Below are 23,804 nucleotides of genomic sequence, written 5' to 3' on the forward strand. Positions count from 1 at the left end.
GCTGAAAGCCAATTGGACTCAAGATGGAAAAAATATCGCCGGCAATAGAACGTGCACAACCGAAAAAAGTTCACGTGATCGGTTGCGGCGCCATCGCCCGCGAAATCCTGGCGATCTGCGAGGCGAACGGGCTCGCCCATATCGACCTCAACTGTCTGCCCGCCATCTGGCACAACACCCCCGACAAGATCACGCCGGGCATTCGTGACGCCATCGCCAAGGCCCGGGCGCAAGGGTTTGAGCGCATCTTCGTCGCCTATGCCGACTGCGGCACCGGCGGCCAGCTCGACCGGTTGCTGGAGGAAGAAAAGGTCGAGCGCATCCCCGGCCCGCACTGTTATTCCTTCTTTGCCGGCAACGACGATTTCGCCCGCCGCTGGGACGACGACATCACCGCCTTCTTCCTCACCGACTTCCTCGCCCGCCAGTTCGAAGCCTTCGTCATCGAACCGCTCGGCCTCGACCGGCACCCGGAGCTCCGGGACATGTATTTCGGCCATTACCGCAAGCTGGTCTATCTCTCGCAGCAGGAAGACGCGGGCTTGCAGGAGAAGGCCAAGAAGGCGGCCGAACGACTGGGCCTCGAATACGAATACCGCTTCACCGGTTATGGCGACCTGACGACATCGCTTCTGAAAGCTTGAATTAGCGACATCATCAATTTGAAATCGCAGGCCCGAAACAGAGACTTTACGCTGCGCTCCATATAGGATACCCCCCTATATCATATTGGAGGCATCGACATGGGCAATCACGAGCACGACCATCATCACCACCACGCTCACCACGGGCATACGCATGACGAGGCGCGTGTGCTTGCAGCGCACCACGATCATGTCTTCCTTGGCGGCAATCATGAGCGCAACGAGCGGCGGACCTGGATCGTCATCGCGGTGACCGCAACGATGATGGTGGTCGAGATCGCCGCCGGTCAGGTCTTCGGCTCGATGGCGCTGGTCGCCGACGGCTGGCACATGTCCACCCATGCCGCCGCGATGCTGATCGCAGCGCTTGCCTATCTCTATGCGCGCAAGCATTCGAACAATCGCCGCTTCACCTTCGGCACCGGGAAACTCGGTGACCTCGCCGGTTTTTCCAGCGCCATCGTGCTGGCGCTGATCGCGCTTCTGATCGGCTGGGAAAGCCTGCGCCGCCTCAACGCTCCCGTCACCATCGATTTCCGCGAGGCGATCCTCGTTGCCGTTGCCGGCCTCATCGTCAATCTCGTCTGCGCCTGGCTCCTGAAGGACGACCACGGCCATCACCACCACGATCACCATGGGCATTATCATGGGCACCACAATGGACAGCAGGGCAGGCAGGATCGAAACCTGCGCGCCGCCTATCTGCACGTGCTTGCCGACGCGCTGACCTCGGTTCTTGCGATTGTCGCCCTTGGCCTCGGCGCGATCTACGGCTGGCTATGGCTCGATCCCGCCATGGGCATCGTCGGCGCGCTCGTCATTGCGCGTTGGTCCTTCGGCCTCATCCGTGACACCGGCGCGACCCTGCTCGACTATATCCCCGAAGGCGAGGATCTGCCGGAAGAGATCGGCGAGATCGTTGCCAGGGAAGATGCCGAAATCGTCGACCTGCACATCTGGCAGCTCGGGCCCGGCCACCACGGCGCGATCGTCTCGATCGTCGCCGACAATCCGCGGGCGCCGTCCTATTATCGCGGGAAGCTTGCCGCCATCCACGATTTGTCGCATGTGACCGTCGAGGTGGAACCACGGGCCGCATAGCGCCCGAAACCGGAGTATCCGATGACCCATACGATCCGCGAGAAGCAGAAACTCATCAACCGGGTCCGCCGCTTGCGCGGCCAGATGGAGGCGGTCGAGCGGATGCTGGAAGAGGAGAAGGGCTGCGCCGAGGTGATGCAGGTGATCGCCGGCATACGCGGCGCGGTCAACGGGCTGATGGCGGAAGTCGTCGAAGACCATATCCACATGCATCTGGCCGCAGCCGACCTGTCGCAGAAGGACCGGGATGAAGCGGCAGCTGAACTGGTGGACGTGGTGCGCGCCTATATGAAATAGACGCACAGACTGGTCGAACCGACGCAATTTCAGGCAACAGGAACTTCCATGAAACTCGGCTTCATCGGCACCGGCGCCCTCTCCTCGGCGATCGTCACCGGCCTCAAGACACTTGAGGGCGACACCACCTCTGTCGTGCTATCGCCCCGCAATGAAGAGATCGCCTCCGGCCTTGCCGCCCGATTTGCCGATGTGCGGGTTGCCCCGGACAACCAGGCGGTGCTCGACCAATGCGACACGGTTATGCTCGGCGTCCGGCCGCAGATCGCTCGCGATGTCCTGCCTGCCCTGCGCTTCCGCCCGGATCACCACGTCGTCAGCCTGATCGCGACCTTCTCCCGCGACGAGATCGCCGCCATGGTCGGCCCGGCAAAGCGGGTGACCAAAGCCTTGCCGATGCCGATGATTGCGATCCGTCAGGGGCCGACGATCATCTTCCCGCCGGATCCGGATATGGCAGCCTTCTTCGTCCGGCTCGGCACGGCAATCGAGGTTGCAAGCGAAAGCGAGTTCGATGCGCTGAGTGTGGCGACCGCCACCTATGCGAGCTACTTCAAATACCTGGAAACGATCCATAGCTGGCTAAAGGACAACGGCGTCGACGACGCGAAGGGCCGCGACTATGTGGCCAGCCTGTTTGGCGCACTCGGCCAGGCACCGGCAACGACGCCGGACGCAAGCTTTGCCCATCTGGCCGAGGACTACGCCACCCGCGGCGGGATCAACGAACAGGTGCTGCGGGAATTGACAGAGCACGGCACCTTCGAAAAGTTCAGGGAAAGTCTCGGGGCCATACACCGGCGGATCACCGCGGCGTCGTGACGATCCGAAGGGCCTGAGAAATGCCCCTCATCCGGCCTGCCGGTCACCTTCTCCCCGCAAGCGGGGCGAAGAGAATTTGCAGCACTTTCGCAAATTGCAACGAAAAATAAGCCCTTCCTAATCCGCATATCTGCGCTACCCTACGTTACATCCCGGTGCGCAACAGCTGCGTCTGGGACGGGAGGCGCCAGTGAAATTGCTCGACTACCTGCCCTACGCCATCGGCTGCGCCGCCGGGCTGCTGCTCTCGCTGGTCGTCGGCGCAGTCTGCAGCCTTTCGGATGACGTGAAGATGGTCGAATCCGTGGCGCTCGTCGTGCTCGGCGGCGGTGTCGCCGAATGGTACTGGAACCAGTTAAGCCGGCGGTAACGCGCAAGCCTTCATAACTCGGCCCTGTTCATCCGCGGGGCCGCCATGACCGAAATCGCCAGCCACAACCAAGCCGCAGGCAAGCGCCCGGGCCGCGTCGTCGTGGTGACGGCGGGCGGCGAAAACCCATGGATCATGATCAACGCGCTCGCAAGCCGCTTTGCCGAGGTGGCCGTCGTGGAGGAGCAACCGGAATCGAAGGGCCTGTTCCTACGCCGCCGCGCCCGCAAGCTCGGCTGGCTGACGGCGCTGGGGCAACTTTCGACCATGTTCGCCTCGCGATTCGGCAAGCGCTTCACCCGAAAACGCGCCGAAGAGATCCTCGCAACCTACAAGGTCTCGGGAAAACCCGATCCCTCAATCCCGGTCAAATACATCGCCTCGGTGAATGACGCCGACGCCATAACGCAGATCCGCGCGCTCGAACCCGACGTTGTCTTCCTCATCAGCTGCCGCATGCTGAAAGCAGCGACGCTGGCGGCGATGCCCTGCCCGGTCCTCAATTTCCACGCCGGCATCAATCCCGCCTATCGCGGCCTGATGGGCGGCTACTGGGCGCGGGTCAACAACGACCTCGAAAACTTCGGGGCGACCGTGCATCTGGTCGATGCGGGCGTCGATACCGGCGGCGTGCTCTACCAGTCGCGCCAGAAGCCCGCCCATGACGATACGATGCACACCTATCCGCTGCTGCAGACGGCCGCCTCAACGGAGATCGCGATTGCCGCGGTCGCAGATGCGCTCGACGGAAATCTGCGGACCGTCAATGTCGCAGGTCCGTCACGGCAATGGTATCACCCGCCGATCTGGACCTGGGTGTGGAACGGCCTGACGCGTCGGATCTGGTAGGCGAAATCCCTTCGCTTGCATCGGCCGGCTGCAGCCTAAAAGCCTGATACTGCGGGCAATCCACGACCGCGGCTCCTGCCCACAACAAGCGGCTCAACTGCGACTTGCGCATCACCGCCAAGACGTCTGATATGGCATCTGCGCGAGCGTCGTTTTTGGACATATCCGACGTCGTGGCGAGATGAGCCCGGACGCCGGGACATGCGCATTGTCGCACTACAGCGCCGCGCGTCTGATGAGACGCACAAAGGTCGCTTTAGCGCTTAGGAGTGCTGCATGTTTTCGGCCTTTGATCGGCACCGATCAAAGGAAACATGCAGGGGGAGGAGAACAACACCCGATGGCAGATCGCATTATCGTCTACTGGCGCGACATTCCGGCCCAGGTCATCATCAAGAAGGGCCGCACGACGGCAAAGCGTGAACTGTCGCTGCGCTTTACCGAGGCGATCGACATGTGCGCGATGCGCACCGGTGCTGCCGAAACCGACGACTACCTCGCCGAATGGCGCAAGGCCGATCCGGTGCCGGTCTCCGACGATCTGGAAACGGAAGCCGACCAGGCTGCCGCCGAACTCGAAGCCGCCTATGACCGCGAACGTCTGGTGGCGCTCGTCAAGGCCGGAGGCCGCGACAATGGCTGATGCCAAACCATCAGGCGAACCGAAGATCCTGAAGGGCAACGCCGCTCCGGGCGCCAAGGCCGCGACCGGCGCCTTCACACCGTCAGGCGTGTCGCCGAGCCGCCGCTCGCGCCACAAATACACCGTCCGCCTCTGGGCGGTCCGCAACTCGCGCTTCCTCGAATGGTTCTACCACCGCTTCGCCGACCTGTTCCTGCTGCTTCATCCGCTCTGGAACGCGCTTGGCTACGGCCGGGTCGAGCGTCCCGTGACCTTCGTCGAGCGCCACGTGAAGGGCTTCCTCTTCGACTGTCGCATGTGCGGCCAGTGCGCGTTGTCTTCAACGGGCATGTCCTGCCCGATGAACTGTCCGAAGCAGCTGCGCAACGGCCCCTGCGGCGGCGTGCGCGCCAACGGCAATTGCGAGGTCGAGCCGGACATGCCCTGCGTTTGGGTCCAGGCCTGGAAGGGTTCGCAGAACATGGAGAAGGGCAACGCCATTATGAACGTGCAGAAGCCGGTCAACCAGTCGCTGCGCGAGACCTCGTCCTGGCTGCGCGTGACCGCGGAAGCAGCAGCGCGCCGCGATGCGGCATCCAAGGAAGGCCAGGCATGAGCCCCGACTACAACCCGCACGATCCCGGCGCGCCGCTCGATCCGCTGCCCGGCCACTCCTCCCGCGGCCGGCTTGAACGGGTCTTGCGCCGCGGCGAGTTCGCCGTCACCGCCGAGCTCAACCCGCCCGACAGCGCCAACCCGCAGGACGTCTACGAGCGCGCGGCGATCTTCGACGGCTGGGTCGACGGCATCAACGCGGTCGATGCGTCCGGCGCCAACTGCCACATGTCCTCGGTCGGCATCTGCGCGCTGCTGACGCGCATGGGTTATGCGCCGATCATGCAGATCGCCTGCCGCGACAAGAACCGCATCGCCATCCAGGGCGACGTGCTCGGCGCGTCCGCCATGGGCGTGCAGAACATCATGTGCCTGACGGGCGACGGCGTGCAGGCCGGCGACCAGCCGGGCGCCAAGCCCGTCTTCGACCTCGACTGCATGTCGCTGCTCGAAACCGTGCGCATCATGCGCGACAATTCGAAGTTCCTCTCGGGCCGAAAACTGACGACGCCGCCGCAGGTGTTTCTGGGCGCCGCCATCAACCCCTTCGCGCCTCCTTATGATTTCCGCCCCTATCGTCTCGCCAAGAAGATCGAGGCGGGCGCGCAGTTCGTGCAGAGCCAGTACTGCTTCGACGTGCCGATGTTCCGCGAATACATGAAGAAGGTGCGTGACCTCGGCTTGCATGAGAAATGCTACATCCTCGTTGGCGTCGGGCCGATGGCGTCGGCCAAGACCGCCCGCTGGATCCGCTCTAACGTGCCGGGCATCCATATTCCCGACAGCGTGATTACCCGCCTGGAGGGCGCGCAGGACCAGAAGAAGGAAGGCAAGCAGCTCTGCATCGACATCATCAACGAGGTGAAGGAGATCGAGGGCGTCTCCGGTATCCATGTGATGGCCTACCGCCAGGAAGAATATGTCGCAGAAATCGTGCATGAATCGGGCGTCCTGAAGGGCCGCCAGCCCTGGAAGCGCGAGACGCTTCCGGCCGATCAGCTCGTTGCCGAGCGTCTGGAGCAGATCCGCGAAGGCAAGGAAGAAAACCAGCAGCAGATGGCCGAGGCGGCAGCCCACCATCCGCACTGAAGAGACAGCAGACAAAACCGGCGCCGGTCTCCGACGCCTATCATCGATCTCCAGGGCGTGATTACATAGCCCACCGCCAGGACAAAGGACCCTTAATGACCCGCACAATCGTCGCCTCCGCCACCCGCGAGATCATCATCGGCTTTGACCAGCCGTTCTGCGTCATCGGCGAACGCATCAACCCGACCGGCCGCAAGAAGCTCGCCGCCGAGATGATCGAGGGCAACTTCGACACCGTCATCAAGGATGCGCTGGAGCAGGTTGCAGCGGGCGCGACCATGCTCGATGTCAACGCAGGGGTCACCGCCGTCAACCCGAACGAGACCGAGCCGCCGCTCTTGGTCAAGACGCTCGAAATCGTCCAGGGCCTCGTCGACGTGCCGCTGTCGATCGACAGTTCCGTCACCGCCGCGATCGAGGCGGCGCTGCGCGTCGCCAAGGGCCGACCGCTGGTCAACTCGGTCACCGGCGAGGAAGAAAAGCTCGAAGCGATCCTGCCGCTCTGCAAGAAATACGACGTGCCGGTCGTTGCCATCTCCAACGACGAAACCGGCATCTCCGAGGATCCGGACGTGCGCTTTGCCGTTGCCAAGAAGATCGTCGAGCGCGCCGCCGACTTCGGCATCAAGCCACATGACATCGTCGTCGACCCGCTGGTCATGCCGATCGGCGCCATGGGCACCGCCGGCCAGCAGGTCTTCGCGCTGCTCAGGCGTCTGCGCGAAGAGCTGAAGGTCAACACCACCTGCGGCCTCTCCAACATTTCCTTCGGCCTGCCGCACCGCCACGGCATCAATGCCGGCTTCATCCCCATGGTCATCGGCGCCGGCATGACGTCGGCGATCATGAACCCCTGCCGCCCGCAGGAAATGGAAGCCGTGCGTGCGGCGAACGTCTTGAACGGCACCGACCCGAACTGCACCCACTGGATCAAGACCTACCGCGACCACAAGCCGGCCGAGGGTGGCCATGTGGTTGCTGCCGCGCCGGCGGCCGCCAGCGGCGGCGGTCGTCGCGGTGGCCGCGCGGCCCGCACCGGCGGTGCGGCGGCGAGCGAGTAGTTCCTGGATCGGCGCTGATCACTCGAGGGAGAAAGACGATGAGAAGCCAGTTGCGCCTCCTTGCCGTCGTTCTCCCTCTGGTCATTATCGCCAGGTACACACTGTTTGACGATGCGGCCGAGTTTCAGCGGTTCTACGCCGCGCTCCGGACCTATGGTGCACCCGTGATCATCGTGACGGCTGCCGTGCTTGGAACAATAATGATCGCCACCGTCACCAGGAAGGTCTATCTCGGTCCGCAGGAGCAGGTGATCAAGGCTTGCCTTTGGGGCAGTTCGGCCGTGCTGGCCGCGACTCTTGCCTATACATTCGCAGTCGTAAAACTTGCCGGGGCGCCGTAGCAACGCACGTCGGTTCATCCATCCGCCAACGCAAAGTGGAGATCACCATGACACGCAGCCTTCGCCTCGATGCCGCATCCCTCTGGTTCGGAGCCCCCTTCGTGATCGCCGTCCGGCTGCAGGAAATGCAGATGGCGGCACTCACCGGCAGGACGCAGGACGTGACAGAGCTGCATCGCATGGTCTCCGAAAAGATGGCAGCCACGGCCGAAAGCGTCATGGCCGTCAACATGGCGCTGTGGAAGGCCGCCTTTGACAACACCGTGCGGCTGATGACCGGCGGCATGGCGTCGGGCCACGGAACGGCGATTGCGTCGGCAGCGCTCAGGCCCTATGGCAAGCGGGTACGCAGCAACGCCCGGCGGCTGTCGCGCAAGTAAGCCTGACCCGCCGCCAAGCCTTGCACCTAACTGTTTGAAACAGATGCTTCCATGTCGGGATTGGACAACTATCGGGCGCCGGTCCGGTGCAGTCTGAAACCGTTTATTCGTGCTTCGCTTGCCCCAGTGAAGCGACCTGATGAAAGACCCCGAGCATGCGCATCGAAGGCACTTCCGAGATCGAGACCAATATGAGCGAAGCCGCGCAAAAGGAACCTCTGGTGCTGTTCATGCCCTCGGGCAAGCGCGGCCGCTTCCCGGTGGGCACACCGGTTCTCGATGCGGCGCGCAAGCTCGGCGTCTATGTCGAGAGCGTCTGCGGCGGCCGCGCCACCTGCGGGCGCTGTCAGATCGAGGTGCAGGAGGGCAATTTCGCCAAGCACAAGATCGTCTCTTCGCTGGAGCACATCTCGGAAAAAGGCGCCAAGGAAGAGCGTTACGAGAAGATCCGCGGCCTGCCGGATGGGCGGCGCCTGTCCTGTTCCGCCCAGATCCTCGGCGACCTCGTCATCGACGTGCCGCAGGATACCGTCATCAACGCCCAGGTGGTGCGCAAGGCCGCGACCGACCGGGTGATCGAGCGCAACGCCGCCGTCCAGCTCTGCTATGTCGAGGTGGACGAGCCCGACATGCATAAGCCGCTCGGCGATCTCGACCGCCTGAAGGTGATGCTGGAGAAGGACTGGGGCTGGAAGGATCTTTTGATCGCGCCGCACCTGATCCCGCAGGTGCAGGGCATCCTGCGCAAGGGCAACTGGGCGGTGACCGCCGCCATCCACCGCGACATGGATAGTTCGCGCCCCTTCATCGTCGGCCTGTGGCCGGGCCTCAAGAACGAGGCCTATGGAGTTGCCTGCGACATCGGCTCGACGACGATCGCCATGCATCTGGTGTCGCTGCTATCGGGACGCATCGTCGCCTCCTCGGGCACGTCCAACCCGCAGATCCGCTTCGGCGAAGACCTGATGAGCCGCGTCTCCTATGTGATGATGAACCCGGATGGTCGGGAAGCGATGACCAAGGCCGTGCGCGAGGCCGTCAACGGCCTGATCGGCAAGGTCTGCGCCGAGGGCGAAGTCGACCGCCACGACATCCTCGACATGGTTTTTGTCGCCAACCCGATCATGCACCACCTGTTCCTCGGCATCGACCCGACGGAGCTTGGCCAGGCGCCGTTCGCGCTCGCCGTTTCCGGCGCGCTGCAATACTGGGCGCATGAGATCGACATCGACGTCAACCGCGGTGCGCGCCTCTACATGCTGCCCTGCATAGCCGGCCATGTCGGCGCCGATGCCGCGGGCGCAACCCTCGCCGAGGGACCCTATCGCCAGGACAAGATGATGCTGCTCGTCGATGTCGGCACCAATGCCGAAATCGTGCTCGGCAACAAGGACCGCGTCGTCGCCGCCTCCTCGCCGACGGGTCCTGCCTTCGAAGGCGCGGAAATCTCGTCGGGCCAGCGCGCCGCCCCCGGCGCGATCGAGCGCGTGCGCATCGACCCCGCAACGCTGGAGCCGCGCTTCCGCGTGATCGGCGTCGAAAAGTGGTCGGACGAGGACGGCTTTGCCGAGGCCGCAGCCTCTGTCGGGGTCACCGGCATCTGCGGCTCGGCCATCATCGAGATCGTCGCCGAAATGTACCTCTCCGGCATTATCTCCGAGGATGGCGTCGTCGATGGCGCAATGGCGGCAAAGAGCCCGCGCATCATCCCGAACGGTCGCACCTTCTCCTACCTGCTGCATGACGGCGAGCCGCGCATCACCGTGACGCAGAACGACATCCGCGCCATCCAGCTCGCCAAGGCAGCGCTCTATGCCGGCATCAAGCTCTTGATGGAAAAGCAGGGCGTCGACCATGTCGACACCATCCGCTTCGCCGGCGCTTTCGGCTCCTTCATCGACCCGAAATACGCCATGGTCCTGGGTCTGATCCCGGACTGCGACCTCGACGACGTGAAAGCCGTCGGCAACGCCGCCGGCACCGGCGCGCTGATGGCGCTGCTTAACCGCGGCCACCGCCGCGAAATCGAACAAACCGTCAGCAAAATCGAGAAGATAGAGACGGCGCTTGAATCAAAGTTTCAAGAGCATTTCGTCAACGCCATGGCGATGCCGAACAAGGTCGACAGCTTCCCGAAGCTCGCGACGGTGGTGACGTTGCCGGAGCGCAAGGTGAGCGCTGATGATGGCGAAGGTGGTGGTCGGCGGCGGCGGAGAAGCCGGGAGTAGGCTCGAGAGGTCGGGACGCGCCGAGTAAAGGTTCCCGATCTCCATCCCCTTAAACTGAAACAGCCCCGCGCAGGTTACTGCATGGGGCTGCGCTGCGCGCTTTTGGCGTTAGCGGGCGACCAGCCCCTGAACCGGAACACCGTTGAAATTGGCGGTGCACGGTGTGCCTATAGGGTTTGGCGGACCGTAGACCGCACCCCACGGCGTCACACAATAGTTGCCCCATGCCATCTGGGGGAAGCGATTGTTCATCGGCGCCGGTTGAAACTGCCCTCCGCCGGCTGGCTGCGCGAAGCCGCCCGGCACGCTCGGAACGGCATTGTCCAATGGGTTGCCAAGACCCTTGTGAACCTGATCGAGGCCATTTGCAGTGTCCTGATTGATGACGCCCGCTTGGCACAGAACGTCAGCCAGAAAACCTGATGAACAGTTAGCGGAAGCTTCACTTCCAAGAAGAGAACACGCAGCTACCATAGAGACCATAATCTTGTTCATGATTTTTCTCCCTAGATCGCAAATAGTGTTGGCAACGTTTTTTACTTATCCTCGACCGCCACTACAAAGCGGATGAACAGATTTGGTCTGTTCATGCGTTACAACATATACCCGCAAGAAGAATTTAGACGTTACTAATGGAACACGGAGAAAATTTATCGCACGCGAAGGCGCGTTGCGTAGACGGAATGTCGCGACAAAGGACACCTGATCGCCGATCAGAAAATTCACGAGCAGTGGCTGGATCGCATGCAATTGGCCGGCCTAGCGCCACCCCACCCTCACCAGACGTGGACACTCGATATTTGAGCTTGCCTTAATTCCGGCGGCGGGCGACGGTCTGATGAAACCTATTCCTTGAACTGGCATCCAAAACCTATGAACGACAAGATTCTCGACACTCTCACCGGCATGTACTTCACCGTCGACGATCCCGATGGCACCTATGGCACCGGCCAGATCATCCGGCTTGCTGCCGAAGGCATCTACTTCATCCGCTACGACGGCAACGAGGTGGAACTGCCGATGGAACTCGTCTCGATCGGCGAGATGCTGCAGACCACCGAAGAAGACTACAAGCTCTGGCGGTTCTTCGACACGACCGAGGAGCGCGACAAGTGGATCGAATGGCTGGACGCGCCGTCGAAGCCGCGCGTCGTTTCGCTCGTGCGGCCGACGCCGACCAAGTAGGCGTCCCGACGCCAAAGGAAAGCACCCATGTTCGCTATGGCCATGGGTGCTGGCACGACGTCAGAATCGCGACCGGCGCAGTGCTCGCCACGAACTGACGAAACGTTGGGAAATTCAGGCCGCGTCGGATGTCTGGTGACAGGCCGCCTGTGCGTGGGCGAGCGGTCGCGTGCTCGGCGCAGGCGTCACCACCGGGGCGGGCTCGGTCTCAGCCTGCTGCGTTTTTTGCCAGTCGCGCAGCTTGCGCCACTCGCGCCAGATCTGGCGAACGTCCTCAAGAAGATTAAAGGGAGGCGGGGTCGCGGCAAGTGTGCCGGACGCTGTCGATGGTTCCAACTGCTGTTCGGCTGCGGTCGACATCGTCAATCTCGCTTTCGCTTGTTGGTCTTATTGCTAAAAATTATACCGGAAATTTCGTCAACCTGTCAAACTTCTGCAAATTCTGCCGGCCTATTCGTACGAATAGGATAATAAGGACGCAGAAAACATGACGATATAGAAGTCGATCGGAACGAACGCACGCTTGCCGCCGCAAGATACATTGATGATTGCGCGCGTTTTTCCTTCACTTATAACGGGTATGCACATCAGTGACGGATGCTTATCGAGATCAACACTGTAGTCGAATATCAAACCGACGCAGCGATAGGTGCTCATGTTGATCCCGGCCAGGTGCTTTGTCGACGGGATGTAGATCGGCGCCTGCTTGCGGTATGATGCGCCGGCCGCACTTTTCTCCACGGATAGCCTTGCGTCCTTGACGTCCTCGAAAAACGCCGGAGGATAGGCGCAGACGATCGGCATGGTTCCGGTCGCCTCGTCCACCTCCATCATCGAAAAGCAGAACGTCTTGTTCTTGCGGCCGACGCCGAGAATCTTGCTCGTCGTCTCCATGACCAGATCGAAGAACTGCTTTTTGTCGACTCGGCCGGACCTCAGATAGGTTCTGGAACTGGCGAGCAAGGCCGCCATCTCGGCCGGCATCGTCGCTTCCCTTCCGCGAATTCTCCATTCCTTCCAGTGGTGGCGCACGACCAGCACCGCCAGCACCACGATGACCACATCCACCCAGAACGGCAGGATCGGCAGGACCGGAAGAGACCCGATCACCCGCCCCCAAAGCCCCTCGGGCGCACCGGCGTTCTCGTCGGGTGCGTGTCCGGCCGATTGGTGGGTGACGAGACGCAGAAATGCCAGGAGCACCTCGAACAAAATGTAGGCGCTGGCCACGAACAGGACGCCGGACGCAGTCTGGCCGAAGACCGACTGCAGCCAGAAGCGAATACGAAAGCGTATTGCGTAGATCCAGCACCAGACAAGCCAGCAAAGCGTTCGAATGCCCTCGAATTCTTCAGGAAAGTACCGGCGCAGAAAAAGCGGCGAAATCACCGCCACGGCCAGAAATACATATAATACTATCCACATCGTCAATCTGCCCGCGGATATATAAGAATATTTTAATGTTATCAGGCATCCGCAGAAGAGTGAAGAACGAAGCGGATCGCAACGAGCAGCGCGCAACCGCGGCAGGGAATGTTTCTGGCGGTTCGCGCGTGAGCGTCTCGCGGGCCCTGCGACGCTGCATTGACGCGCTCAGGCGTTATTGCTGAACTTCTTGACATTGTTACGCAATGGCGCCCCCACCCGCTGGCAACGCCGCAGTTTTGCTTCGATTGGACAAGACCTTTGAGGCCGCAGGCGATTGGTCAATCCGCTTGGCGGCGACCGGAAGCTCCCTACAGGCAGCATGGCCCGATCGGCATTGGGCTACCCGACAAAGAGGGTACACTTCGGTCGCTCTGAACCGACTGTAGATTCCCAGCGCCTTCCTCACCGCCCGATCGAGGCGGACTTTTCCTTCAGCCGCTCCATGAACCGGCCATAATCGATGATGGTGCGCTGGTGGGTGCCTTCGCCGATGAGGCCGGCTTCGTCGCGGCAGGTTGCCTTGAACGACAGCGCTCGTCCTGAAATCTCGACAAGCTCGATTTCGGCCGTGACTGCCATGCCGACCGGTGTGGCTGCAACGTGCGAAACATTGACGGATGTGCCGACGGTTCTCTGGTGCGGGGCGAGATAGGGGCGCAAGGCCCGCACGCAGGTCTCTTCGATGAAGGCGACCATCATGGCCGTTGCGAACACCGGCGGCATGTCGCGGAAGCCCGGCCACGTGTCATCGATTTCCGGCACCGTGTGCAGCGCCACCACCACCAGGGTTTCGGCATGCAGCAGACCGGCGGTGAGCACCGGAGGCTGGTCGATCTCAGTCATATCCGCCCCAATCGCATCTTGATCGGCCACGACACGGGGCGCTTCTTCATCGGATCGCCCCAGATATCCGAGAGGTCGCGAACGAAGATGTCGAGAATGTCGTCGCGCCCGGCCTCGTTGACGCGGCGAACCGCCGACCAGGTCGAGAGATAGCCGAGGAATTCGCCGAAATCCCAGGCCCGCTCGATGTTCATGTCCGGGTAAGCCATCTCCTCGAACGGGAATTCGATGCCGGCATAGCCGCCATCGACCAGCTTGCGCTCGGGCGGCCAATAGGGGCCGATCTCGTCCGTGTAGAAGGTTGCAAACCGCGCCTGCAGTTCGGCCGGCTCCAATTGCAACACGCCGTAACTGACGAGCGCAATCACCGCACCCTCCGCCGCGATCCGGCGCGCTTCCCTGTAGAAGGCCGACCGGTCGAACCAATGGGCAGCCTGTGCTGCGGCAATGAGGTGCACGCTCCGAACGGCAAGGGGAAGGCGTTCCGCGGGCGCGCAGACGTATTCGACGTGTCGATGCGGCGTCGCATGCGCGATCTGGTCCTCGCTTGAATCGATCCCGACGACCGTGGTGAAATGGTCGGCGAGTTGGCAGGTGAGTTGGCCGTTGCCGCAGCCGACGTCGACCGCGCGGCCCTGCCCCTTTACCGTGCCCGCCAGGAACGTCGCCAAGCCCGCAGGTATTCCGGCCGGAACAGGGCATAGGCGCTGCCTCCGGCATCAAACCAGTTTCTGGTCCCGACTTCAGCGGCCATCGGAAACCTCCTTCTCCTGACGGTGCGAGGCCGCCTCCAGGCGGCTCGCGAACCCTTCCCGCTCGAGCGCCGCCCCGAGCGCCTGCAGCACCTCGAGGACCGGATAACCGATTTCCTCCTCGAGGCCCCGGATCGCCAGAAATGTCGTCTGCCAGTGCGGCTCCAGGAGTTTCAGGAGCGCCGCGCCCTTCTCCGTCAGCCGCAGGCCAGTCTTCCTGCCATCGTCGAGGCCGTGCCGGGCAACTAGCCTGTCCTTCAGCATCAGGCTCACGGTCTGGCTGATCGCGCCCTGGGTGAGACTGCTGCTGCTGGTGATCTCGGTGACGGTCTCGGCGCCCGCGGCAAGCGCGCGCAACACGGGCGTATAGCGCGGCCGGTAGTCGATCTTCAGGGTTTCATATCGCTCGGCCGCTCCCTGGTCGACGAGTTCGCCGACATATCGCAGGAGTTCGCCGAGCCCGGGTTTGTGTTTCGTGCTCATGTCATCGAAATACATTAGCGCTAATGTAATTTCAAGTGCGTTTCAAAATGCCGGGTGAGGCACCGATAACGGCCGGTCAAGCTTCCTGACCGAAGTGGCCTAACCCATTTGGATCATGGCGAAATCGGCGAATGATCCGATAGGCCTAGACGGTTGTTCACCGACCTTTGTGTTATGCTTTATGGGAGGGAGTAGATCCATGGCACCCACACGATCCGATATTTCCGAACGCGTGAAGGCGATCCTCGTCGAGCTGCTCGGCGTCAAGCCGTCCGAAGTGACAGACGATGCCGAGATCGAAGACGATCTGGGCGCCGACTCGCTCGAAGTGTCTCAATTGGCGATGCTGGTGGAGGAGGAGTTCGAGATCTACCTGACCGACGACTCGGCCGAAAAGCTCATCACGGTCGGCGACCTGGTCGACTTCGTGCTGGCGTCGAAAACGCTGAAGTGATCATCCGGCAATAAAAAAGGCCGGGGCGAAACCGCACCGACCTTCCTCATCATCGCTCTTACACCAGTGCCAGTACATCCGTGGTCAAAAGTCTAAAGCGACGCGACAGTTGCGAGCGGCGAACACATTCAGCGCTCATAAGCAAACGTCGACAGATGGGCTTGTACGCAGCGATTGTGTCCGAAAGATGACCGCACGCGCTGCGCGCTGCTATAAATAGAACAGCCCGACCAAACCGCTTCGCAAGCACACGAGCACCGGACACTCCGAACACCAAAAGCGCCGCGCGTTGGCGGAACACGCGGCGCTTCGGTTGAGGGGCGAACCGACCCGGCTTATTGCGGTGTCAGGTCGAATCCGAACCACTTCTCCGACAGGCGCTTGATGGTGCCATCCGCCTTGGCAGCTGCAATCGCATCGTCGAACAGCGCCTTCAGTTCCGGGTCGGTCTTGCGCAGGCCGACGGAGCTGCCGGCGCCGAGGAAGCCGCCCTGGAAGCGCGGACCGGCGATGACCATGTCGGCATTGGCGGGCTTTTCGACCGTGGTCTTCAGGTAGCCCATCGAGGCCATGACGAAATCGACGCGGCCGGCGACGAGATCGAGATCGTGCTGCTCGGTGGTCTTGTATTCACGCACCTCGACGACGTCCTTCAGGTATTCGTCGATGAAGCGGGCGGCGATCGAGGCCGTCTGGACGCCAATGGTCTTGCCTTCGATCAGCGGCTTCAGCTCGTCGACCGCCTTGCGCGCGCCGGCCTCGTTCGAGGCGAGCGAGAACAGCTGACCCTTCATCGGCAGGGTTTCGAGGTCGCCACCCTTCAGCGTCGCGAAGGCCTGGCCGGTGCTGCCATAGGAAATCGAGAAGTCGATAACTTCCTTGCGCTTCTCGGTGGCCGACATGCCGGCCATGATCGCGTCGAACTTGCCGGCGTTGAGCGCCGGGATCATGCCATCGAAGGATTGCGCGATGACGGTGCACTCGACCTTCATGTGGTCGCAGAGGATCTTGCTGAGCTCGATCTCGTAACCGTCGAGCGTGCCGTCGGCCTTGGTCAGGTTGTAGGGCGGAAAGGCGCCTTCGGTGGCGATGGTCACCTTCGTCCACTTGTTGTCCTCGGCCTGCGCCGGCATGGACATCAGCCCCGCGGCAACGGCAAGCGCCGATGCCATGATTGCGGTGGTCTTTTTCATTACAGCATTCCCCTTTTGTGGATGTTGGTTGCTTTGTTTTTCGGCCCGCCGATCACGGCAGGCTTCAACTCTTGATGAACTGGCGGAAGCGCTCCGACTTCGAATGGGTGAAGACCTCGTGCGGCGGCCCCTCCTCCTCGATCGTGCCCTTGTGCACGAAGACGACGCGACTGGAGACGTCACGGGCAAAACCCATCTCGTGGGTGACGACCAGCATGGTGCGCCCCTCCTCGGCGAGCCCGCGCATGACGCGCAGCACTTCGCCGACGAGTTCCGGGTCGAGCGCCGAGGTCGGCTCGTCGAAGAGCATCGCCTTCGGGCGCATGGCCAGCGCCCGGGCGATCGCGGCGCGCTGCTGCTGGCCGCCGGAGAGATGCGAGGGATAATGGTTGCGCTTGTCGGCGATACCGACCTTGGCAAGCAGGGCTTCCGCCTCCTCGATCGCTTCGGCGCGCGGGCGCTTCAGCACATGCACCGGCGCCTCGATGATGTTTTCAAGCACGGTCTTGTGGGACCAGAGATTGAAGCTCTGAAACACCATGCCGAGTTCCGAGCGGATGCGGTCTACCTGCTTCTGGTCAGCCGGGCGGCTGCGCCCGTCACTCGACGCCTTCAGCCGGATCGCCTCGCCCGCCACCTCGATGGTGCCCGAATTCGGCACCTCCAGCATGTTGATGCAGCGAAGCAGCGTCGACTTGCCGGAGCCGGAGGATCCGAGGATGGAAATCACCTCCCCTTCGCGCGCATCGAGCGACACGCCCTTCAGCACCTCGACCGGGCCGAAACTCTTGTGAAGGTCGTGCACGCGGATCGCGACCGGTGCGGTGACCGAAGCGGACATGTTCAATGGGTTTCTCCCTTGAGTTCGGCGGCGATCGGCAGCGGCGCGCGCAGTTGCGGGTTGAACCGGTGTTCAGCCAACGCAACGAGCCGGGTCAGCGCGAAGTTGATGGCGAGATAGATGAGACCGGCGACGACGAAGACCTCGATCACCCGATAGCTCTCCGAGATCAGCTTGGCGGCGACGCCGGTGATTTCCATCAGCGTGATGATCGAGGCGAGCGAAGTGGCCTTCACCATGGAGATCATCTCGTTGCCATAGCCCGGCAGCGCCTGGCGCAGCGCCTGCGGCATGACGATGCGTCGGAAGATCATCAGGCGACCCATGCCGCAGGCCCGCGCTGCCTCCACCTGCCCGTGCGGCACCGAGAGCAGCCCGCCGCGAATGATTTCGCTGGCATAGGCGGCCGTGTTCAGCATCAGCGCCAGCACGGCGCACCAGTAGGGCTCGCGCAGGAGCGGCCAGAAGATGCTGTGGCGCACGGCCGGAAACTGGCTGAGACCGTAATAGATCAGGAAGATCTGCACGAGCAGCGGCGTTCCGCGGAAGAGGAACACATAAGTGCGGGCAAAGAGATCGAGCGCGAGGATGCCCGACAGACGCGCGAGCGCCAGGCCGAGTGCCAGCACCGAACCGAGCGCGATCGAGGTTACGGCGAGCTCCAGCGTCAGCGGCAGGGCCGCCGCCAGGCTCCAGAAGGTTTCGAGGGCAAATTTGATATCCATCAGCCCCTCCTGACGCCGCGCGAGAACCGACGCTCGGTGACCTGAAGGATGAGGCCCGAGACGGTGGAAATCGCGAGATAGATCATCGCTGCTATAAAGAAGAAGTCGAAGGGACGACTGGTCGATCCGGCACCGATCTGCGCCTGGCGCAAGAGTTCGACGACGCCGCTGACCGAGACCAGTGCGGATTCCTTCAACACCACCTGCCAGACATTGCCGAGGCCCGGCAGCGCATAACGCAGCGTCAGGGGCGCGGTGATGCGGCGGAACTTGAGGAGCCGGCCCATGCCGCAGGCGGTTGCCGCCTCCAGCTCGCCCGGATGCACGGCGCGAAAGGCGCCGCGATAAACCTCGGTCTGCTGGGCGCCGGAGGTGATGCCGACCGCAAGCGCGCCGGCGATGAAACCTGGAAAGCTGACGAAACCCTCCGCGCCGAACAATTGGCCGACCGCCGTCACCACGGCGCTGCCGCCGAAATAGAAGAGATAGATGACCAGGAGGTCGGGAATGCCGCGAAGGACGGTGGTATAGGCCTCGGCGCAACCGCGAACGACCGGGCCGCCGGAGATCTTCGCCCAGGCGCCGAAGGTACCGATGAAGCCACCGATCGCAAAACCGGCGACGGCGATCAGGATCGTCATCCAGGCGCCGGCGGCAAGCGCCGCCCCCCAGCCGTCCGACCCGAAGCTGATGATGTCAAGGAAACCGGGCTCAGTCATCGCAGCGCCTCCCTTCGCTTATCGATCGATGACTTAACCATGGGCTGCCCCGGGGATCGGCGCTTTCACGTCGCCAACCCCGGGGATCGGCGGATCGACATCGTCAGGAATGGGATTGACGAAGGGCGTGCCCTCCAGCCTTGCAGCATGATCTGCCTTGGCCTCAGCGATCAACGTGGGATCGAGGATAAGCTCGACCGCCGTGCTCGCCATCACCTTGGCCGCATGCTCCATGCCCTTGTGCGCGGCCGGCAGCTTGCCCTGCGCAACCAGCTGCCAGGAGTGGCCGGGCGTGCCGATCGCGTAAGTCGCGCCGCGCATCTGCACGGTCGGCACCACCCAGCTGACCGTCCCGACGTCGGTCGAACCGACGAGCGTTCCCGCGCCGTTTTCCGGCGGGAAGATCGTGTCGCAGAGGGAGATGCCGCGGCGCAGCTTCAGCCCGAAGCGCTCGAAGGCAGAGGCGATATCCTCTTGCGTGAAGGTGTCTTGAAACTTGGCCGCCATCCGCCGGTCGTCCGCGTCGAACTCAGGCGGTCCCAGACGTTCCAACTGGCGATGCATTAGCGCTTCCAACGGCGTGTTGCCGACAAGGTTGGCGTCGCCGCTGACGATTTCGTCGGTGACCGTGGTGCCGGTCATCATCGCGGCACCCTTGGCGACGCTGCGGACGCGTTCGACGAGATCGAGCAGTTCCGGCAGGCTGCGGGCCCGCACGAGATAGCGCGCCTTGGCGCGGGCCTGGACCACGTTCGGCGCATTGCCGCCCGTATCGGTCACCGCATAGTGGATGCGCGCCGATGACGGCATGTGCTCGCGCAGATAGTTGACGCCGACATTCATCAGTTCGAGTGCATCGAGCGCGCTGCGGCCGAGATGGGGGGCGGCCGAAGCGTGCGACGCCCGGCCGCTGAAGCGGAAGTCGAGTTCGTTGCAGGCCAGCGAGATCGGGTTGTTGACGCCGGCAAAGGGTGCCGGGTGCCAGGAGATCGCGATATCGACATCGTCGAACACGCCGGCGCGCACCATGAAGCCCTTGGACGATCCGCCCTCTTCCGCCGGGCAGCCGTAATAGCGCACCCGCCCCTTGATGCCGTTGGCAGCGAGATAATCCTTGACGGCGGCCGCCGCCATCATCGCGCCGGCGCCAAGCAGGTTGTGGCCGCAGCCATGGCCGTTGCCGCCGTCGACCAGCGGCCGCTCCTCGGCAATGCCTGCTTCCTGGCTGAGGCCCGGCAGCGCATCGAACTCGCCGAGGATGGCGATGACCGGTCCGCCCTCGCCCGCCTCGCCCATGACGGCCGTCGGCATGCCGGCTATGCCGCGCGACACGTGGAAACCTTCGGCCTCCAGCAACGCGGCGTGTTCGGCCGATGAGGAAAACTCCTCGTAATTGGTTTCCGGCGTATCCCAGACCCGGTCGCTGAGCACGAAAAACCGGTCGCGCTTGGCTTCGAGCAGGTCCCAGACGTCACAGGCATTTTTCATCGTTTCTTGACTTCCGCAACAATAGTAACCAGAATTGGCGCCAATTTATGATAACATTTTTGGATACACAAGAGGGCCCTGAAACATTTCGCACAATGTGCACAACGGCGAGAGGCAGGCTCGCAACGCCGCTCTCGCGCATTGAATTGTTCGGGACGGCATCATAGTTTCTCCAAAAATGGAGCCAATTCCGCCGCAGCAGGCAGCCTGGGACATGCATCAGAACCATGCGGCAAGCCGGCGACAGGCGGAAAGAGAGTGTAAGGCAGGAATGAGCGACGATCTGACGGAAATGCTGGCGCCCGAGGAAAAGGCAGGGGACAAGAGGGACGTTACCGACCTCCTGCTGCACGACATTCTGACAGGAACCCTGCCGGCCGGCGCCTGGCTGAAGCAGATCGACCTGGAGCGCCGCTACGACTGCACGCGGCCGGAGGTGCGCCGGGCGCTCGACCGGCTGTCACAGCGCCGGCTGGTGCAGCACAATCCCAACCGCGGCTATCAGGTCTACGAACTCGACGACCAGCGCACGCAGGAAATCAGCGACATCCGCGTGATTCTCGAAACCGGCGTCGCCGACCGCATGGTCGCCAATGCAACGCCCGCCACCATCGCCGAGTTGCGGCAACTTGCCCGGCAGTTCGACGAGATGTCGTTTCGCGGCTCCATCATGGAGCATTACGACGCCAACCTCGCCTTCCACCGCGCGCTTCTCATGCTCGCCGGCAATTCCGAACTCGTCGACGTCGTCGCCGAGATCCGCCAGCGCACCGTATCCGCCCCGGTGTCGCAATGGCGCACCCGCGCCCGCATCGAACAATCGGCCCGCGAGCACCACTTGATGGTCGACGCGCTGGAAGCCCGGGACCTGCCCGAATTGAAACGGCTGATCGAGATCCATATCCGCCAGGCGCCGATCAAGATCTGAGCCTTGGCGGCACCCTGGACTTGACTATCCGCCGAAGAGGATCGTCACCGCCACCAACACGGCGCCGATCGCCGCCATCGCGAAGGCCATTGGCCAGGGGCTGCGGCCCATGTAACGGCCAAGGCGCGCGCCAATGACGAAGAGCATGGCGAGCGCGATGGCGTTGGAGGCGCGCATGGCGAGCGCCACATTGTCCGTCAGCAGGAACGGAATGCTTGGCGGCAGGGTCGAGGCGACGACGAGCAGGAAGATCGCGACGGCCGCCTTCAGGTCGCGCGCGGTCACCACCCTGTGCCTGGGATCGGGGGAAAGCGCCCTCACCCGGACGAGCAGCGCTTCCGTTTCCTTGGGCGAAGAGACGCGACGCACATCGTCGGGCAGGCTTTCGAGAAACAATTCGCGGGCGCGATCGAGCCGCTCATGCCTGAGCCGATCGAGGAAACCGCGCCGTCGGACGCGCTCCACCACCGTCGTCAGCACATACATGACGCCGTCGACGATGCCCCAGGCGATGTTGCAGCCGAGCGCGGCAACCAGCACGGCATTGACCCCGCCCTCGCCGCCCGAAACCGAACTCATCGTTCCCGTGAAGGACAGCGCCATCAGGAGCCCGAAGATGATCTCCGACAGGCGATCGATCGGATCGAGAATGCGCGACCGCTCGCTCATGCCCGGGCACTCGCTGAACGTGACCGGGACGACAGGGAGGCGTCGGGCAGCGACCGGGAAGCGCGCAACCGCGATACCTCCCCTTACTGGACCTGCAGATCGGCGAAGGCGTCACGCACATGGTCGGCAACCGCCAGCACCGGCGCCGGCGCATCCGAGATCACCTGCAGGCCGATATTGTAGTGGCCGAGATCCGGCAGGCCGTCGCGCTCGCCGAGTTGTACCATTTCCCCCTGGACGAGGTAACGCGGCAGCGGCGCGATCGCGAGACCGGCAAGCACGGCGGCGCGCTGCCCGGTGGTATAGGCGCTGAGGAACGCGATACGGAACTTGCGGCCGGCCCGCGCCAGCTTTTCCACCGCATCCGCCCGCCAGACGCAGCCGTCCTCCCACATCGACACCGGCAGCGGATCCTTCAGGTGCGCGCTGCCGCACTTGGCGCCGGCCCAGACCAGTTTCTCCTGCATCAGGATTTCGCCGTTGCGCGGCACACCCTCGGTCAGGCTGTTGAAGATGGCGATATCGAGCCGGTGCTCGTCGACCTTCTTGCGCATGGCGTTGCTCATGCCGATCGACACATCGACCGTGACGTTCGGGTAGGATTCGGCGAAACGCTTCAGCACCTCGGGCAGGATGCGCTCACCCACGTCCTCGGGCGCGCCGACGCGCACGACGCCGTTCATGTCCGGCAACAGGAAGCGCGACACCGTTTCGTTGTTGAGCGACAGCAGCCGGCGGGCAAAGCCGAGCAGTAGCTCGCCCTTGGGCGTCAAGGTGACCGAGCGCGCGTCGCGCAGGAAGAGCGTGCAGCCGAGCATCTCCTCGAGCTTCTTGATCTGCATCGAGACAGCCGACGGCGTGCGGTAGACAGTTTCGGCGGCAGTGGTGAAGTTGCCGGTCTCGGCAATCGCGATGAAAGTCTTCAGCACGTCCATTTCGAGAAGCGGAAGCGCATGGCGCATCAGCATGTTCATGGCGTCAACCTCATTCAAAAAAACTGAAAGAAAGCTTCACTTCATTTCGTTTGATTGAACATCAGCGATGATCGATAGTCAAGCTCAAGGACGACGCAGGAAGGAGAAACGCATGTCCACCGCAGCCCTTGTTATCGCCGCTTCGAAGAGTTCCCTCCGTAACAGCTGCCTGCCGCAGGCAGTGGTAAAAAAGGAGCATAGCAGGAGCAACGACATGGTCCTCAACGCCCTCAACCAGATGATCGCCGTCCTCGACGGTGTTGCACGGCAACGACGCGAAAAACAGATCGCGCGGAATCGGGTGGAAGCCCGGCGCGAACTCGCCAAACTGCCCCAGAGAGTCCGTGACGACGTGATGTTTGCGGACCCGCTAATCAATCACCATGTTTGATGGAAGGCATCAAACATATTCGTTGGAATGATAAGTCAGGTTAGGCCATAAATATCATCATGGTCGCGACCTGCTGAGACACTCAGAAGGAGCCATGAAATGTCCAACACTCATCTTTCATCGGCCTCGGAACGGGCATCCTCCCACTCGTCCCTTCCGGGTCTCTTCAATCTGCAGGTTCGTGCCTGGGCAGCGTGGAAGCGTCATCGCCAGGAACGGGCTCTCGAAAACCTGTCCTATGACACGCTGAAGGACATCGGCTTCCCGTCGGTGGACGATGCGGTGCATAAGACCGAGCAATGAATGACGGCG

The 23,804-nt window shown here is 62.7% G+C and carries 31 protein-coding genes; 18 read left to right on the forward strand and 13 right to left on the reverse strand.

Going from position 1 to position 23,804, the window contains the following annotated elements; all coding sequences use genetic code 11:
• Window positions 1-23 precede the first annotated feature (23 nt).
• The 13 genes from ACIQUG_RS05105 (at window position 24) to ACIQUG_RS05165 (ending at window position 10,419) form a co-directional block, all read left to right on the forward strand.
• The gene (locus tag ACIQUG_RS05105; protein WP_402318107.1) at window positions 24-644 is read left to right on the forward strand and encodes a DUF1638 domain-containing protein; all 621 of its coding nucleotides are present in this window, start codon (window positions 24-26) and stop codon (window positions 642-644) included.
• Window positions 645-743: 99 nt separating this feature from the next.
• Window positions 744-1,745, forward strand: a complete 1,002-nt coding sequence (dmeF, locus tag ACIQUG_RS05110) for a CDF family Co(II)/Ni(II) efflux transporter DmeF (protein WP_402318109.1) — start codon at window positions 744-746, stop codon at window positions 1,743-1,745.
• Between the two features lie 21 nt (window positions 1,746-1,766).
• Window positions 1,767-2,042 carry a metal/formaldehyde-sensitive transcriptional repressor gene (locus ACIQUG_RS05115; protein WP_043619696.1) on the forward strand — a complete coding sequence of 92 codons (276 nt, stop codon included), beginning with the start codon at window positions 1,767-1,769 and terminating at the stop codon, window positions 2,040-2,042.
• A 48-nt stretch (window positions 2,043-2,090) separates the two neighbouring features.
• A complete protein-coding gene (locus tag ACIQUG_RS05120) occupies window positions 2,091-2,864 on the forward strand; it encodes a pyrroline-5-carboxylate reductase (RefSeq protein ID WP_402318112.1) in 774 nt (257 codons plus the stop codon).
• A gap of 190 nt (window positions 2,865-3,054) precedes the next feature.
• A complete protein-coding gene (locus ACIQUG_RS05125; protein WP_043623762.1) occupies window positions 3,055-3,234 on the forward strand; it encodes a hypothetical protein in 180 nt (59 codons plus the stop codon).
• A gap of 45 nt (window positions 3,235-3,279) precedes the next feature.
• A complete protein-coding gene (locus ACIQUG_RS05130) occupies window positions 3,280-4,083 on the forward strand; it encodes a formyl transferase (protein WP_402318115.1) in 804 nt (267 codons plus the stop codon).
• A gap of 340 nt (window positions 4,084-4,423) precedes the next feature.
• Window positions 4,424-4,726, forward strand: a complete 303-nt coding sequence (locus tag ACIQUG_RS05135; RefSeq protein ID WP_060520592.1) for a virulence factor — start codon at window positions 4,424-4,426, stop codon at window positions 4,724-4,726.
• Window positions 4,719-5,321: a methylenetetrahydrofolate reductase C-terminal domain-containing protein gene (locus ACIQUG_RS05140; protein ID WP_402318118.1), complete on the forward strand. Its 603-nt coding sequence runs from the start codon at window positions 4,719-4,721 to the stop codon at window positions 5,319-5,321. Before ACIQUG_RS05135 ends, ACIQUG_RS05140 begins: the two co-directional genes overlap by 8 nt.
• A complete protein-coding gene (locus ACIQUG_RS05145) occupies window positions 5,318-6,409 on the forward strand; it encodes a methylenetetrahydrofolate reductase (RefSeq protein ID WP_043623773.1) in 1,092 nt (363 codons plus the stop codon). The genes ACIQUG_RS05140 and ACIQUG_RS05145 overlap by 4 nt, the downstream gene beginning before the upstream one ends.
• A gap of 95 nt (window positions 6,410-6,504) precedes the next feature.
• Window positions 6,505-7,470 carry a methyltetrahydrofolate cobalamin methyltransferase gene (locus ACIQUG_RS05150; protein ID WP_192446417.1) on the forward strand — a complete coding sequence of 322 codons (966 nt, stop codon included), beginning with the start codon at window positions 6,505-6,507 and terminating at the stop codon, window positions 7,468-7,470.
• A gap of 38 nt (window positions 7,471-7,508) precedes the next feature.
• Window positions 7,509-7,811 carry a hypothetical protein gene (locus ACIQUG_RS05155; protein WP_402318121.1) on the forward strand — a complete coding sequence of 101 codons (303 nt, stop codon included), beginning with the start codon at window positions 7,509-7,511 and terminating at the stop codon, window positions 7,809-7,811.
• 47 nt (window positions 7,812-7,858) lie between these two features.
• Complete coding sequence (locus ACIQUG_RS05160) at window positions 7,859-8,191, forward strand: hypothetical protein (RefSeq protein WP_402318124.1); 333 nt, start codon at window positions 7,859-7,861, stop codon at window positions 8,189-8,191.
• A gap of 155 nt (window positions 8,192-8,346) precedes the next feature.
• On the forward strand, window positions 8,347-10,419 hold the full coding sequence (locus ACIQUG_RS05165) for an ASKHA domain-containing protein (RefSeq protein ID WP_402318127.1): 2,073 nt from the start codon (window positions 8,347-8,349) through the stop codon (window positions 10,417-10,419).
• Window positions 10,420-10,527: 108 nt separating this feature from the next.
• On the opposite strand, the gene ACIQUG_RS05170 is transcribed toward ACIQUG_RS05165, so the two are convergent.
• On the reverse strand, window positions 10,528-10,914 hold the full coding sequence (locus ACIQUG_RS05170; protein WP_402318130.1) for a hypothetical protein: 387 nt from the start codon (window positions 10,912-10,914) through the stop codon (window positions 10,528-10,530).
• A gap of 378 nt (window positions 10,915-11,292) precedes the next feature.
• On the opposite strand from ACIQUG_RS05170, the gene ACIQUG_RS05175 reads away from it, so the two are divergent.
• Window positions 11,293-11,604 (forward strand): hypothetical protein, encoded by a 312-nt coding sequence (locus ACIQUG_RS05175; protein WP_402318133.1) that lies wholly within the window; start codon window positions 11,293-11,295, stop codon window positions 11,602-11,604.
• Between the two features lie 114 nt (window positions 11,605-11,718).
• On the opposite strand, the gene ACIQUG_RS05180 is transcribed toward ACIQUG_RS05175, so the two are convergent.
• The 5 genes from ACIQUG_RS05180 to ACIQUG_RS05200 form a co-directional block, all read right to left on the reverse strand.
• Window positions 11,719-11,964: a hypothetical protein gene (locus ACIQUG_RS05180; RefSeq protein WP_402318136.1), complete on the reverse strand. Its 246-nt coding sequence runs from the start codon at window positions 11,962-11,964 to the stop codon at window positions 11,719-11,721.
• A 90-nt stretch (window positions 11,965-12,054) separates the two neighbouring features.
• Window positions 12,055-12,999, reverse strand: a complete 945-nt coding sequence (locus ACIQUG_RS05185) for a hypothetical protein (RefSeq protein ID WP_402318139.1) — start codon at window positions 12,997-12,999, stop codon at window positions 12,055-12,057.
• Window positions 13,000-13,434: 435 nt separating this feature from the next.
• Window positions 13,435-13,875, reverse strand: a complete 441-nt coding sequence (locus ACIQUG_RS05190; protein ID WP_402318142.1) for a thioesterase family protein — start codon at window positions 13,873-13,875, stop codon at window positions 13,435-13,437.
• Entirely contained in the window at window positions 13,872-14,546 is a 675-nt protein-coding gene (locus ACIQUG_RS05195; RefSeq protein WP_402318145.1) for a class I SAM-dependent methyltransferase, read from the reverse strand. Before ACIQUG_RS05195 ends, ACIQUG_RS05190 begins: the two co-directional genes overlap by 4 nt.
• Before the next feature lie 72 nt (window positions 14,547-14,618).
• Window positions 14,619-15,110 (reverse strand): MarR family transcriptional regulator, encoded by a 492-nt coding sequence (locus tag ACIQUG_RS05200; protein WP_402318148.1) that lies wholly within the window; start codon window positions 15,108-15,110, stop codon window positions 14,619-14,621.
• A 199-nt stretch (window positions 15,111-15,309) separates the two neighbouring features.
• Between ACIQUG_RS05200 and acpP the strand changes: the two genes are divergently transcribed.
• Window positions 15,310-15,564, forward strand: a complete 255-nt coding sequence (gene acpP / locus ACIQUG_RS05205; protein WP_402318151.1) for an acyl carrier protein — start codon at window positions 15,310-15,312, stop codon at window positions 15,562-15,564.
• A gap of 335 nt (window positions 15,565-15,899) precedes the next feature.
• Here acpP and ACIQUG_RS05210 read toward each other — a convergent pair whose 3' ends face one another.
• From ACIQUG_RS05210 to ACIQUG_RS05230, 5 genes are all read right to left on the reverse strand, one after another.
• A complete protein-coding gene (locus tag ACIQUG_RS05210; RefSeq protein ID WP_402318154.1) occupies window positions 15,900-16,757 on the reverse strand; it encodes a transporter substrate-binding domain-containing protein in 858 nt (285 codons plus the stop codon).
• 64 nt (window positions 16,758-16,821) lie between these two features.
• Complete coding sequence (locus ACIQUG_RS05215; RefSeq protein ID WP_402320577.1) at window positions 16,822-17,598, reverse strand: ABC transporter ATP-binding protein; 777 nt, start codon at window positions 17,596-17,598, stop codon at window positions 16,822-16,824.
• 2 nt (window positions 17,599-17,600) lie between these two features.
• Complete coding sequence (locus tag ACIQUG_RS05220; protein WP_402318157.1) at window positions 17,601-18,323, reverse strand: ABC transporter permease; 723 nt, start codon at window positions 18,321-18,323, stop codon at window positions 17,601-17,603.
• Window positions 18,323-19,042, reverse strand: coding sequence for an ABC transporter permease (locus tag ACIQUG_RS05225; RefSeq protein ID WP_402318159.1), 720 nt, complete (start codon window positions 19,040-19,042; stop codon window positions 18,323-18,325). The genes ACIQUG_RS05220 and ACIQUG_RS05225 overlap by 1 nt, the downstream gene beginning before the upstream one ends.
• 33 nt (window positions 19,043-19,075) lie before the next feature.
• Entirely contained in the window at window positions 19,076-20,530 is a 1,455-nt protein-coding gene (locus tag ACIQUG_RS05230) for a M20 family metallopeptidase (RefSeq protein ID WP_402318162.1), read from the reverse strand.
• A gap of 271 nt (window positions 20,531-20,801) precedes the next feature.
• Between ACIQUG_RS05230 and ACIQUG_RS05235 the strand changes: the two genes are divergently transcribed.
• Entirely contained in the window at window positions 20,802-21,458 is a 657-nt protein-coding gene (locus tag ACIQUG_RS05235) for a GntR family transcriptional regulator (RefSeq protein WP_402318165.1), read from the forward strand.
• 24 nt (window positions 21,459-21,482) lie between these two features.
• On the opposite strand, the gene ACIQUG_RS05240 is transcribed toward ACIQUG_RS05235, so the two are convergent.
• Both ACIQUG_RS05240 and ACIQUG_RS05245 read right to left on the reverse strand, forming a co-directional pair.
• Window positions 21,483-22,127 carry a VIT1/CCC1 transporter family protein gene (locus tag ACIQUG_RS05240; RefSeq protein WP_402318168.1) on the reverse strand — a complete coding sequence of 215 codons (645 nt, stop codon included), beginning with the start codon at window positions 22,125-22,127 and terminating at the stop codon, window positions 21,483-21,485.
• An 83-nt stretch (window positions 22,128-22,210) separates the two neighbouring features.
• Complete coding sequence (locus tag ACIQUG_RS05245; RefSeq protein ID WP_043619755.1) at window positions 22,211-23,101, reverse strand: LysR substrate-binding domain-containing protein; 891 nt, start codon at window positions 23,099-23,101, stop codon at window positions 22,211-22,213.
• A 112-nt stretch (window positions 23,102-23,213) separates the two neighbouring features.
• Here ACIQUG_RS05245 and ACIQUG_RS05250 point away from each other — a divergent pair, with 112 nt between their 5' ends.
• Together ACIQUG_RS05250 and ACIQUG_RS05255 are read left to right on the forward strand one after the other, a co-directional pair.
• Complete coding sequence (locus ACIQUG_RS05250; protein WP_052201885.1) at window positions 23,214-23,492, forward strand: hypothetical protein; 279 nt, start codon at window positions 23,214-23,216, stop codon at window positions 23,490-23,492.
• Between the two features lie 99 nt (window positions 23,493-23,591).
• A complete protein-coding gene (locus ACIQUG_RS05255; protein WP_043619754.1) occupies window positions 23,592-23,795 on the forward strand; it encodes a hypothetical protein in 204 nt (67 codons plus the stop codon).
• The last annotated feature ends 9 nt before the right edge of the window (window positions 23,796-23,804 follow it).

It is taken from the genome of Ensifer sp. NPDC090286 (genome assembly GCF_044769565.1).
Taxonomy (GTDB): Bacteria; Pseudomonadota; Alphaproteobacteria; order Rhizobiales; family Rhizobiaceae; genus Ensifer.